Raw genomic sequence first — 12,143 nt, 5'->3', positions numbered from 1 at the left:
AGAACGCGCTTTCGCTTTCCCACGACGCTGGCGCGCTCGCACCGAAAAGGGTTTCGTTTTCGTCGCGCGGAGGTCTGCCGGTATGCTCTCGGAGCGTCAGAACGCGATCATGGACATCGCGCGGACCGAAGGGCGTGTCTCGGTCGACGCCCTGTCCGGTCGGTTCGCGGTCAGCGTGCAGACCATCCGGAAGGATCTCAACGACCTGTGCGACGCGCGTCTGCTTTCGCGCATCCACGGCGGGGCCGTGCTCGGCGCGGGGGCCGAGAACCTCGACTACGAGGCCCGCAACGCGCTGGCGGCGCCCGAGAAGGCGGCGATCGCGCGCGCGGCCGCCGACCTGATCCCGGACCGCTCCTCGCTGTTCATCAATATCGGTACCACCACCGAGGCCGTCGCCCGGGCGCTCCTCGGCCATTCCGGGCTCATGGTGATCACCAACAACCTCAACGTCGCGCTCGCCCTGCGGCCGAGCCCCGAGATCGAGTGCATCGTGGCGGGCGGCCTGATCCGTCGCTCGGACGGCGGGATCGTCGGGGAGGCGGCGGTGGACTTCATCCGCCAGTTCAAGGTCGATTTCGCGGTGATCGGGGCCTCGGCGATCGACGAGGACGGGGCGCTCCTCGATTTCGATTATCGCGAGGTCCGGGTCGCCCAGGCGATCATCGCCAACGCCCGCCACGTCGTGCTGGTCGCGGATTCCACCAAGTTCGAGCGGAGCGCCCCGGTCCGGCTCGCCCAGCTCGGCCAGATCGGAACCTTCGTGACCGATCGCTGCCCCAGCGAGACGCTGCGCGACCTCTGTCGCGCGTCCGGCGTCCGCCTCGTCGAAACCGGTCGTTGAGCGTATCGCTTTCGATTGACTTTCCTTTGGTTTCGTATTCAATTCCTCTGCTTTCGCAGTCGCGCGCCGGACGCCGCGACACGAAAGGGGGAGGATCATGCGCACGTTCGACGTTGCCGTCATCGGCGGGGGGATCAACGGCTGCGGGATCGCGCGGGACGCGGCCGGCCGCGGATACTCGGTCTCGCTGACCGAGCAGAACGACCTCGGCAGCGGCACCTCGTCATGGTCGACCAAACTGATCCACGGCGGCCTGCGCTACCTGGAGCACTACGAGTTTCGCCTCGTGCGCGAGGCGCTGGCCGAGCGCGAGGTGCTCTGGGGCATCGCGCCCCACATCGTGCGCCCGCTGCGCTTCGTCCTGCCGCTGCATACCGGCCTGCGTCCGGCCTGGCTGCTGCGGATCGGGCTGTTCCTCTACGACCATCTCGGCGGCCGCAAGCGCCTGCCCGGCACGCGCCCCGTGGACCTCTCCGGCCCGATCGGCGCCCCGCTCAAATCCGAGTTCCGGCGCGGCTTCGAGTATTCGGACGCGCGCGTCGACGACACGCGGCTCGTTGTGCTCAACGCGCGCGATGCCGAGGCGCGGGGCGCCGAGATCGCGGTCGGAACCCGCGTCGTCTCGGTCCGCCGCGAGGGCGATCTGTGGCGCATCGTCCGGCGCGAGCTGCAGACCGGCCGCGAGGACGAGATCGCCGCGCGCTTCCTCGTGAACGCGGCCGGACCCTGGGTCGACCGGGTGATTCAGGGGCCGCTCGGCCGGAGCGAGGCGAAGCACGTGCGCCTCGTGCAGGGCTCGCACATCGTGACGCGCAAGCTCTACGACCACGACCGGGCCTTCATCTTCCAGAACGCGGACGGGCGCATCATCTTCGCGATCCCCTACGCGAACGACACGACCCTGGTCGGCACGACGGACCGTGATTTCTCCGGCGATCCCGCCGACGCGGCGATCACCGAGGAGGAGACCGCGTATCTGCTGAGCGCCGCCAGCGAATACTTCGCGACGCCGCTGCGCCGCGACGACATCGTCTGGTCCTTCTCGGGCGTGCGCCCCCTCTACGACGATCACGCCTCCGCGGCGCAGGAGGCGACGCGCGACTACGTGCTGAAGACGGACGGCGCGGCCGGCGAGGCGGCGGTGCTCAACATATTCGGCGGAAAGATCACGACCTACCGCAAGCTGGCCGAGGATGCCCTGAAGGAGATCGGTCAGCGCCTCGGCGCGCGCGGCCGCCCTTGGACCGGAAGCGCCGCGCTGCCGGGCGGCGATTTCCCGGTGGACGGGGTGGCCGAGCTCGAGGCGCGCCTCGCCCGCGCCGCGCCCCAGCTCGCGGCCGCCACGGTCCAGCGCCTGGTGGCCGCCTACGGGACGGACGCGCTGCGCATCGCCGCGAATCTCGGGCCCGACCTCGGGCACGGCCTCCACGAAGGCGAGCTGCGCTGGATGATGGACCGGGAATGGGCCCGCACCGCCGAGGACGTGCTCTGGCGTCGGTCCAAGCTCGGCCTCGCCTTCTCGGCTGACGAGGTCGCGGCGCTGCGGGCGCGGATCGCGACCATGACCGGCCGGCACGCCGGCGCGATGGCCGCCGGCTGAGCCGGCCGCCCCGCGCGGGCGGCAGGGGAACCGCACGACGGCGACCCGGCTGAGCCGGAGACGCGCCGCACCACAAGGAGGAAACGATGCCGCGACCGGACAACGCCGTCCACCATCGCCAAAGGTCGAGACCGGACGCGCGGATCGCGCGTCGGCACGCCGCGGGATCCGCTTCGGCGCGACGCTGAGCGCGGCCCGTCACCACCCCGTCCAATCCGAGATGCGCCCGGGATGAGCCTGGGTCCGTCCGCGATCTCACGAAGGCGCGCCATGATCGGCTTCCTCGCTCCCGCGGCCCATCGGCCACCCATTCAGACGGATCGCGTCGATCCGACCTACCGCAAGCTGCGTTGGCAGATCTTCGCGGGAATCTTCCTGGGCTATGCGGGCTATTACCTGCTGCGCAAGAACTTCTCGCTGGCCATGCCCTACTTGGTCGAGCAGGGCTACAGCCGCGGTGAGCTCGGCACCGCGCTCTCCGCGGTGGCGATCGCGTACGGCCTGTCCAAGTTCCTGATGGGCATGGTCTCGGACCGCTCCAACCCGCGCTACTTCCTGCCGATCGGCCTCGTGCTCTCGGCGCTGGTGATGTTCCTGTTCGGCTTCGTGCCCTGGGCGACGTCCAGCGTCGGCATCATGTTCGTGCTGCTCTTCCTCAACGGCTGGTTCCAGGGCATGGGCTGGCCGCCGAGCGGTCGCACGATGGTGCACTGGTGGTCGCAGAAGGAGCGCGGCGGCGTCGTCTCGGTCTGGAACGTGGCGCACAACGTCGGCGGTGGCCTGATCGGGCCGCTGTTCCTGCTCGGCCTGGCCTGGTTCAACGACTGGCACGCGGCCTTCTACGTGCCCGCCGCCGTGGCGCTCGGCGTCGCGGTCTTCGCCTTCCTGACCATGCGGGACACGCCGCAATCCTGCGGGCTGCCGTCCGTGGAGACCTGGAAGAACGATTACCCGGAGGGCTACGACGCCAACCACGAGCGCGAGTTCTCCACGCGCGAGATCTTCGTCGAGCACGTCCTGAAGAACCGGATGCTCTGGTACATCGCCTTCGCCAACGTGTTCGTCTACCTGCTCCGCTACGGTGTGCTGGACTGGGCGCCGACCTACCTGAAGGAGGCCAAGCACTTCTCGGTGGACAAGACCTCCTGGGCCTACTTCCTCTACGAGTGGGCCGGCATCCCCGGCACCCTGCTCTGCGGCTGGCTGTCCGACAAACTGTTCCGCGGCAATCGCGGCGCGACGGGCGTGGTGTTCATGTTCGGCGTCATGGCGGCGACGCTGGTCTACTGGCTCAACCCCGAGGGCAACCCGGGCGTCGATCTCGCGGCCCTGATCTGCATCGGCTTCCTGATCTACGGGCCGGTGATGCTGATCGGTCTCCAGGCCCTCGAGCTCGTGCCCAAGAAGGCGGCCGGGACGGCGGCGGGCTTCACGGGCCTGTTCGGGTATCTGGGGGGCTCCGTCGCGGCGAGCGCGCTGGTCGGCTACACGACCGACCATTACGGCTGGAACGGTTGCTTCATCCTCCTGCTGGCGGCCTGCGTCCTCGCGATCGTCTGCCTGGCCCTGACCCTGCGGCACACCGGCACCGCGGCCCCGCAATTCGCCTGACCGCCGGTCCTGTCGGCGCGGCAGGGAGGCTGAAGCCCCCCTGCCGATCCCGTGCCGGCGGATCAGGCCGGAGCGCCCAGAGCGGCCGACTGGCCCGCGCGGCGGTCGATCAGGCGCGTGGTGACGGGGCCGCAGGTGCCCCTGATCGCCGTCCACAGGCCGCGCGGTTGCCGTCGGCTTCGGTGAGCCACGTCGTGACCGGGGGCGTGAAGCCGCCGGGCAGGGCGGTCGCCAGCGGGTCGGCGAGGACGAAGCCGGCCGTGCGCACCCTCGCCGGGACCACCTCGGTCGGCGCCACCACCATCGCGCCGTTGCCGCTGCCGTACAGGAAGGACAGCCGAGGAGCGCGATCAGCACGTTGCCGACGCTCGCGTTGGCCGCGGGCCAGCCCAGCACCGCTTAGGCGGTGCGCAGGGTGAGCGCCGAGATGACGAGCAGGATCGGCTTGCGCCCGATCCGGCCGGACAGCGCCCCCATGACCGGCAGCCAGAACAGGTTCGACAGGGCGGTGCAGAACGGCAGCAGCAGGCTGTCGGTCTCGGACAGCTCGGATCGGCGGAGCGGTCGCGCTCGCATCTGCTGCCGAGCGGGCGGGGCCGGTGGCGCGCGTCGATCTGCGCGTGCCCCGGGCGCCGCAACGCCGGCCGAGCCCTGGGCTGCACCCGCGCGGCGCGCGCCCGTCACATCGCCCCGAGCGCCCGCGGGAGCCACAGGGAGAGGGCCGGCCAGTAGGTCACCAGGACCAGGAAGGCCAGCATCGTCAGGAGCCAGGGCAGCACCGCCACCGTCAGCTCGGAGATGCCCATATGGGCGATGCCGCTGGCCACGTAGAGGTTGAGCCCGACCGGCGGGTGGCACAGGCCGACCTCCATGTTGACCGCCATGATGATCCCGAAATGGATCGGATCGATCCCGAGCTTGACGGCGATCGGGAACAGGATCGGCGCCATGATCAGCAGGATCGAGGACGGCTCCATCACGTTGCCGGCGATCAGCAGGATGATGTTGACGACGAGCAGGAAGACCAGCGGGCTGAAGTTCATGGCGATCAGCCACGCCGCCATCGTCTGCGGGATGTTCTCGGAGGTCATCAGGAACGAGAACAGCACCGCGTTGGTGATGATGTAGAGCAGCATCGCGCTCATGTTGGCGGAGGCGAGGAGCACCCGAGGCACGTCCGACAGCTTCAGGTCGCGGTAGACGAACACCGCGATGACGAAGGCGTAGACGGCGGCGGTCGCCGCCGCCTCGGTCGGCGTGAAGATGCCCGCGTAGATGCCGCCGATCACCATCACCACGAGGAACAGGCCCCAGGCGCTCTCGCGGAAGGCGCGCAGGCGCTCGGCCCAGGAGGCCCTGGGCATGCGCGGATAGCCCCGGCGCTTGGCGATGACGAAGGTGACGGTCGCCAGCATCGCCGACAGGACGATGCCGGGCATCACCCCGGCCAGGAACAGGTTGCCGATCGAGGAATTCGTCGACACCCCGTAGAGCACGAGGATGATCGAGGGCGGCACGAGGATGCCGAGCGCCCCCGACGTGGTGATCACCCCGGCGCCGAAGCGCCGCGGGTAGCCCTCGGCCACCATGGCCGGCAGGATGATCGAGCCGATCGCCACGACCGTCGCCACGCTCGATCCCGACACGGCGGCGAACAGCGCGCAGGCGACCACGCCCGCGAGGCCGAGGCCGCCCGGCCAGTGCCCGACGAGCGAGGTCGTGAAGGCGATCATCCGCCGCGCCACGCCGCCATGGGCCAGGAAGTTGCCGGCGAGGATGAAGAACGGGATCGCCATGATCGAGAAGTTCTCGATCCCGGTGAACAGCTTGAGCGCGACGCTCTCGATCGGCACCTGCGTCAGCGTGAACAGGAAGGTCAGCACCGTCAGGCCGAGCGCGATCGAGATCGGCATGCCGGTGAGCATGAGGGCGATGAGCAGCCCGAAGATGATCAGGCCGCTCATGCGGGGCCTCCCTCGCGGCCGAGCTGGACCGGGTCGACGCCCTCGACGGTCGGGACGCCGTCGACATGGGCGTGGTCGCGCGCGGGCAGGTGCCCGGTCGTCCAGTAGCCCCACGCGACCTGCAGGAAGCGGAAGCACATCAGGTAGGAGCCGAGGGGGATCGCGAGGTAGACGATCCAGACCGGGATCTCCATGTCGGGCGTCGTCTGGTCGGTGTGGCCTATGCGCCAGACGAAGTTCGTGCCGAGCGTGCCGACGATCCCGGTGAACAGGGCGCCCGCCGCGAGGCTGATCAGGACCATGATCCGGCGCGCGCTCGGCGGCAGCCGGTTGACCAGCACGTCGACGCCGACATGGATGCCGGTGCGCACGCCGTAGGCCGCGCCGAACTTCGCGACCCAGATGAACATGTAGATGCACAGTTCCTGCGACCAGCCGAAGTCGATCCGGTCGGTGTAGTCCTGCAGCGCCGGGATGCCGGAGAGGAACCGGTGCACCACCGTGGCGAAGGTGATGACGGTCGCGGCCGCCATCAGCGTTCCGATCAGCACCTCTTCGAGCCGATCGAGCAGTTTCAGCAACATGGTCGGTCCGGGCGGCGCGGCGGCGGGATCAGTTGTTCGGCGCCGCCTCGGCTTCCTTGTTGAGCGCCGCGACGAGATCCTTGCCGACGCGGGAGGCCATCTCGCGCTGGACCGGTGCGAGCGCCTTGCGCCACGCGGCGTTCTCGGCCTCGGTCGGGGTGTAGACCTCGGTCTTGCCGGTGGCGCGGATGTCGGCGAGCGCCTTCTCGTTCTGCTTGTCGGCGATCTCGTGCTCGTAGGCGGTCGCGTCCTTCATGGCGCCCTCGAGCGTCGTGCGAATGTCGGCGGGCAGGCCGTCCCAGAAGCCCTTGTTCACGATCACCGCGTAGCCGATGTAGCCGTGATAGGTCAGCGTGGCGTGCTTCTGCACCTCGTTGATCTTCTGGGTCGTGACGTTCGACGGCGGGTTCTCCTGGCCGTCGACCACACCGGTCTGCAGCGCCTGGTAGAGCTCGGAGAAGGCCAGGACCTGCGGCAGCACGCCGAGCTGCTTGAACTGCGCCTCCAGCACCTTCGAGGACTGGATGCGGAACTTCAGGCCCTTCACGTCCTCGGGGGCGTGCATGGGCTTGTTGGCGGTGAGGATCTTGAAGCCGTTGTCCCAGTAGCCGAGGCCCTTGATCCCCTTCGATTCGAGCTTCTTGAATAGGCCCTGGCCGATCGGCCCGTCCTGGACGCGGCGGAGCACCTGCTCGTTGGGGAAGATGTAGGGCAGGTCGAAAGCCTCGAATTCCTTCACGCCGAGGGGGCCGAACTTGCTCGTGGACGGCGCCAGCATCTGCACGGCGCCGAGCTGGAGCATCTCCACCTCTTCCTTGTCCTTGTAGAGCGTGCTGTTCGGATAGATCTCGACCTTGACCGCGCCCTTGGTGCGCTCCTCGGCGAGCTGCTTGAACCGCTCGGCGCCCTGGCCCTTGGGCGTGTCGGTGGTGACGACGTGGCTGAACTTGATGACGATCGGGGTCTGCGCCGCCGCCGGCGCGATGAAGGCGAGCGCACAGGCGAGCGCACCGAGAATCCGAGCCGTCATCGCGTCCTCCCAGACTGATTCCGCGTCGTTGCGCGGATTGAATTTTGGATAGACTTGCAGGTAGTCGCGGTGGCGACAAGCACCAAAGCGTGATGCTTGGGGGGAGATGTTGTTCGCGCCGGTGGTTCAGCCCCTGTCGCGCTGGCCGATAAAGGCCTGCACCGCCTCCCGATGCTCTGGGGTCGCGGTGACGACGGCGTAGTGCGAGGAGATCAGGTCGAGGTTGGTGCGCAGGTCGTTGCGCATGCCCTGATAGACCGCGCGCTTGATCAGGCTCAGGGTCAGCGGCGGCGCCTGGGCGATCTTCCGCGCCAGCGCCGCGACGGCCGGCATCAGGTCGGCGTCGGCGTGGACGCCGTTGACGAGGCCGATCCGCAGGGCCTCGTCGGCGTCGACGAAATCGCCGGTGAAGAACAGCTCCAGCGCCTTCGCGGTCCCGACGAGCCGGGGCAGGAAATGGGCGCCGCCCGCGCCCGGGACGAGGCCGACCCGCACGTAGGTCTCGGCGAAGCGGGCGCTCCGCGCGGCGAAGCGCAGATCGCACATCAGGGCGAGGTCGAGGCCCGCGCCGGTGGCCACGCCGTTCAGGGCGGCGATCACCGGCTTGTCGAGATCCTCCAGCGTCAGCGGGATGCGCTGGATCCGCCCGTGGAGTTCGTCCTTGCGCCGGGCCGGAGGCTGGTCGAGGCGCTCGCCCATCTCGACGATGTCGCCGCCGCTGCAGAAGGCCGAGCCCGCGCCGGTCACGACCACGACGCGGATCGCCGCGTCGGTGCGGCAGCGCTGCAGGGCCGCCGTCCAGGCCTCGATCATCGGGAAGGTGAAGGCGTTCTTCCGCTCGGGCCGGTTCAGCGTGATGGTCGCGACCCCCTCGGCGACGGAGAACAGCAGGTCCTCGCCCGCGTCGCGGGTCCCAGTCTCGGCACTCATCGGGCGGCCTCCAGGGGCGCGGGGTGGGTTTCGCCCGGCGCGTCGATCAGGGCCGCGATCTCGACCGGGTCGAGCCCGGCCTCGGCCAGGACCTCGGCGGTGTGCTCGCCGTGCCGCGGGGCGTGGCGGCGGATCGCGAAGCGGCTGCCGCTAAACGAGGCCGGTCGGCGCATGGTCCGGTAGGCCCCCTCGCTCGGGTGCTCGGCGGTGCCGAAGAAGCCCACCGCCTTCAGGTGCGCGTCCTCCGGCAGGTCCTCCAGCCCGAGGACCGGCATGCACGGGATGCTCACCGAGTCGCAGAACGCGACCCACTCGGCGGTGGTCCTGCGCGGCGCCTCCTCCTCCACCAGCGCGTAGAGGATCTCGATGTTCTCCACCCGCACGGGTAGCGGCGCGAAGCGCGGATCGTCGACGAATTCGAGCCGGCCGGTATGGATGAAGAAGTCGCGCCAGTTCCGGTCCGAGTAGGGCAGGATGCAGGCGTAGCCGTCCCGGGTGCGGTAGGGCTTGCGCTTCGGGCTCAGCACCCGGTTGAAGCCCGGCGGCCCCAGCGGCGGCTCGAAGGCGTAGCCGACCATGTGCTCGACGAAGTTGAACTCCACCATGGTCTCGAACATCGGCACCTCGACCGCCTGCCCGCCGCCGCCGGACCGGCGCTCGTAGAGGGCGGCGAGGATCGCGCAGGCGATGGCTTGGCCGGCGATCTTGTCGCACAGCACGGTGGGCAGGTAGCCGGGCCGGCCGGTGGCGGCCGTCTGGAGCGCCGCGAGGCCCGAGCCCGCCTGGATCAGGTCGTCGTAGGCCGCCTTGTGGGCGTAGGGGCCGTCGGCCCCGAACCCGTAGGCGCCGCAGAAGACGATGTCGGGCTTGAGCGCGCGCACGCGCTCGTAGCCGTAGCCCAGGCGCAGGATCGCGTCCGGCCGCATCGAGTGGACGAACACGTCAGCCGTGGCGATCAGCCGGTCCAGGGCGGCCCGGGCCGCGGCCCGCTTCAGGTCGAGGCGGACGCTGCGCTTGTTGCGGTTGAGGTGCAGGAAGTTGCCGCCCATCCCGGCGCTCCGGGCGGGCCGGTAGTGCCGGAAGGAATCACCCTCCGGCGTCTCGATCTTGATCACGTCGGCGCCGAGATCAGCGAGGATATGCGTCGCCGAAGGACCCATGATCACGCTGGTCAGGTCGACCACACGCACGCCCGCGAGCGGCCCGGCCTTGTTCGTCTCGGCGGAGTGAGTCTCGGCAGAGTGATCCGGCACGCACAGGTCTCCCATCTCAGCCGGCGCCGCCCCGGAGCCGGACCAGCATCGGCCAGAGGGCCGCGCCGCCGCCCGCGCAGACCGCGCGCCCGATCCGCTCCTGCCAGAGGGCGTCGGATCCGAATTCGTCGCGCCAGGACCACAGCCGCCGCGTCGCGCGGTGGAGCGGGTGCTCCTGGGTGAAGCCCATGGCCCCGTGGATCTGGTGGCCGATCGCCGCGACGTGGCCCGCCGCCTCGCCGCAGCGCGCCTTCGCGATAGCGGTGGCGAGGACGAAGCGCGGGTCGCCCCAGCAGGCGGCCGCGAGGTCGGCGGCCGCACTCGCCGCCGCGACGTGGCCCGCGGCCTCGGCCAGCATGTGCTGGATCGCCTGGAACTTGGCGAGCGGCCGGCCGAATTGCTGCCGCTCCTGCGCATGATCGAGGGCGGAGCCGAGACAGCTCTCCAGGGCACCCACCATCTGCTGCGCCCGGACCCAGGCGCCGACCGCCTCGACGGCCGGCACACCCGCTCCGGTGGCCCAGCCCGGCGCAGCCCGGACTTCGCCGGTGGAGACGGTGCAGCCGGTCAGGTCGAGCGTGTCGCGCGGCTCGCCGGCGAGGTTGTGGTGCGTGTCTCGGATCGTGCCGGGCGCGGCGATATGCACGAGGTGCGGCTCGCCCGTCGCGTCGACGGCATCGAGGAGCAGGGACGCGACTGAACCGCCCCAGGGCACCTGCGCGACCCGGCCGTCCAAGACGAAGCCGTCCGTGTGGGGTGCGATCCGCACGGGGCCGCCCGGGACAAGCGACAGGGCGTCCGCGTTCGCGTCCCCGCCTGCCGCGCTCCAGAGCGCCGCGCCCACGACGGTCTCCGGCAGCGGCAGGGGCAGGGCGGCCCCGCCGCAGCGCCGGATCAGCCGGGCGGCCGTCGTCGCGGCGAGGCCGATCCCGTCCTCCGCCTCGGGCACCAGCGCCAGCGGCAGGCCGCTCTCGGCGAGCGCCGTCCAGAGATCCGCCGGCCAGGCTGTCGCGTCCACGGCCCCATCGCACGCCGCCAGCAGCGCCGGCGTGAGGTGCTGGGCGAGCAGCCGCTCGACCTGATCGAGGACGATCCCGTCGACCATGTCGCCGGCCTCCACCGCGTGGTCCATCCGGCTCATCGCAGCCCCAGCCCCCGGGCGATGACGCCGCGCAGGACCTCGCGGGTCCCGCCGCGCAGGGTGAAGGACGGCGCCCGCAGGGTCACGCCGCCGAGCGCCTCGCGGAAGGCGTCGCCCTGCGCCGACAGGCTCGGCTCGACCGGCACGAGCCGCCGGGCGATCTCCGGCACCGCGCGCTCGAAGCCGTTGCCGACGTCCTTGACCAGAGCCGCCTCGATGCCCGGCACGATGCCCTGGTCGAGGAGGCGGGCCACCGAGGCCGACATGCCCAGCAGCGCGGTGAGCTGCGCCACCATCCGCCCGGTCTCGACCGCCTGGAAACGGTCCGGTTCCGGCCCGATCCGGTCGACGAGTTCGACGAGCAGGCGGTAATCCGACAGGAACCGGTCGGGTCCCGAGCGCTCGAAGGCGAGCTCCTCCGTGACGAGGTTCCAGCCATCGCCCTCCGCACCGACCCGCATCGCGTCGGGAACGCGGTAGTCGGTGAAGAACACCTCGTTGAACTCGTGATGGCCCGACAGGTCGAGGATCGGGCGCACCGTCACCCCGGGGGCGGCCATGTCGACGATGAACTGGGTCAGCCCGCCGTGCCGGTCCGGCCCGGGCTCGCCCGTCCGAACCAGGGCCAGCAGATAGTCGACCTGATGGGCGTTCGTCGTCCAGATCTTGGAGCCGTTGATGACCCAATCGTCGCCGTCGCGCACCGCGCGAGTCCGCACGGCGGCGAGGTCCGAGCCGGAATTCGGCTCGCTCATGCCGATGCCGAAGGCGCACTCGCCCCGGCAGATGCGCGGCAGGATCGCCCGCTTGGCCGCCTCGGTGCCGTGCCGCAGGATCTGCGGGCCCGACTGGCGGTCGGCGATCCAGTGCGCGCCGCAGGGTGCGCCCGCCGCCAGCATCTCCTCGGTGATGACGAAGCGGACGAGGCCGGAGCGGCCGTGGCCGCCATAGGCCTCCGGCAAGGTCAGCCCGATGAGGCCCGCCGCCCCCGCGCGCCGGCTGAAGGCGGCGTCGAAGGTCGTCCACGAGGTCCGGTGCGGCACGAAATGCCCGGCCGCCCGTTCCGCGTCGAGGAAGGCGCGGACGGACGCGCGCGCGGCCTCGACCTCGGGCGGGAGCGGCTCGGCGCTGAAGCGGAAGCTGTGCATCCGGGTTCCGTGAGCGATGGGACGTGTGGGCGGCGCCG

The 12,143-nt window shown here is 70.6% G+C and carries 12 protein-coding genes; 3 read left to right on the top strand and 9 right to left on the bottom strand.

Annotation, left to right across the window (positions count from 1 at the left end; genetic code table 11):
* Positions 1-82 precede the first annotated feature (82 nt).
* From ME121_RS02790 to glpT, 3 genes are all read left to right on the top strand, one after another.
* The gene (locus ME121_RS02790) at positions 83-844 is read left to right on the top strand and encodes a DeoR/GlpR family DNA-binding transcription regulator (protein ID WP_012320213.1); all 762 of its coding nucleotides are present in this window, start codon (positions 83-85) and stop codon (positions 842-844) included.
* Positions 845-941: 97 nt separating this feature from the next.
* Entirely contained in the window at positions 942-2,444 is a 1,503-nt protein-coding gene (gene glpD, locus ME121_RS02785; protein ID WP_024829410.1) for a glycerol-3-phosphate dehydrogenase, read from the top strand.
* 270 nt (positions 2,445-2,714) lie between these two features.
* Positions 2,715-4,055, top strand: a complete 1,341-nt coding sequence (glpT, locus tag ME121_RS02780; protein WP_012320211.1) for a glycerol-3-phosphate transporter — start codon at positions 2,715-2,717, stop codon at positions 4,053-4,055.
* A gap of 109 nt (positions 4,056-4,164) precedes the next feature.
* Here the strand turns inward: glpT and ME121_RS33175 are convergent, their stop codons facing one another.
* The 9 genes from ME121_RS33175 to ME121_RS02745 form a co-directional block, all read right to left on the bottom strand.
* Positions 4,165-4,353 (bottom strand): hypothetical protein, encoded by a 189-nt coding sequence (locus ME121_RS33175; protein WP_306419131.1) that lies wholly within the window; start codon positions 4,351-4,353, stop codon positions 4,165-4,167.
* Positions 4,354-4,454: 101 nt separating this feature from the next.
* Complete coding sequence (locus ME121_RS33170) at positions 4,455-4,631, bottom strand: hypothetical protein (protein ID WP_306419132.1); 177 nt, start codon at positions 4,629-4,631, stop codon at positions 4,455-4,457.
* Between the two features lie 104 nt (positions 4,632-4,735).
* Positions 4,736-6,019 carry a TRAP transporter large permease gene (locus tag ME121_RS02775; RefSeq protein ID WP_012320210.1) on the bottom strand — a complete coding sequence of 428 codons (1,284 nt, stop codon included), beginning with the start codon at positions 6,017-6,019 and terminating at the stop codon, positions 4,736-4,738.
* A complete protein-coding gene (locus ME121_RS02770; protein ID WP_059408320.1) occupies positions 6,016-6,603 on the bottom strand; it encodes a TRAP transporter small permease in 588 nt (195 codons plus the stop codon). The genes ME121_RS02775 and ME121_RS02770 overlap by 4 nt, the downstream gene beginning before the upstream one ends.
* A gap of 28 nt (positions 6,604-6,631) precedes the next feature.
* A complete protein-coding gene (locus ME121_RS02765; RefSeq protein WP_059408319.1) occupies positions 6,632-7,633 on the bottom strand; it encodes a TRAP transporter substrate-binding protein in 1,002 nt (333 codons plus the stop codon).
* 126 nt (positions 7,634-7,759) lie between these two features.
* Positions 7,760-8,563: an enoyl-CoA hydratase/isomerase family protein gene (locus ME121_RS02760; RefSeq protein WP_024829414.1), complete on the bottom strand. Its 804-nt coding sequence runs from the start codon at positions 8,561-8,563 to the stop codon at positions 7,760-7,762.
* Positions 8,560-9,816, bottom strand: a complete 1,257-nt coding sequence (locus ME121_RS02755; RefSeq protein WP_245337765.1) for a CaiB/BaiF CoA transferase family protein — start codon at positions 9,814-9,816, stop codon at positions 8,560-8,562. Before ME121_RS02755 ends, ME121_RS02760 begins: the two co-directional genes overlap by 4 nt.
* Positions 9,817-9,832: 16 nt before the next feature.
* A complete protein-coding gene (locus tag ME121_RS02750; RefSeq protein WP_245337766.1) occupies positions 9,833-10,948 on the bottom strand; it encodes an acyl-CoA dehydrogenase family protein in 1,116 nt (371 codons plus the stop codon).
* Between the two features lie 5 nt (positions 10,949-10,953).
* Positions 10,954-12,105, bottom strand: coding sequence for an acyl-CoA dehydrogenase family protein (locus ME121_RS02745; RefSeq protein WP_059408316.1), 1,152 nt, complete (start codon positions 12,103-12,105; stop codon positions 10,954-10,956).
* Positions 12,106-12,143 lie beyond the last annotated feature (38 nt).

It is taken from the genome of Methylobacterium sp. ME121, from assembly GCF_000974725.1.
Lineage (GTDB): Bacteria > Pseudomonadota > Alphaproteobacteria > Rhizobiales > Beijerinckiaceae > Methylobacterium > Methylobacterium radiotolerans.
Note: the sequence above shows the minus strand (reverse complement) of the source record. Positions and strands in the feature narration are given on the sequence as shown.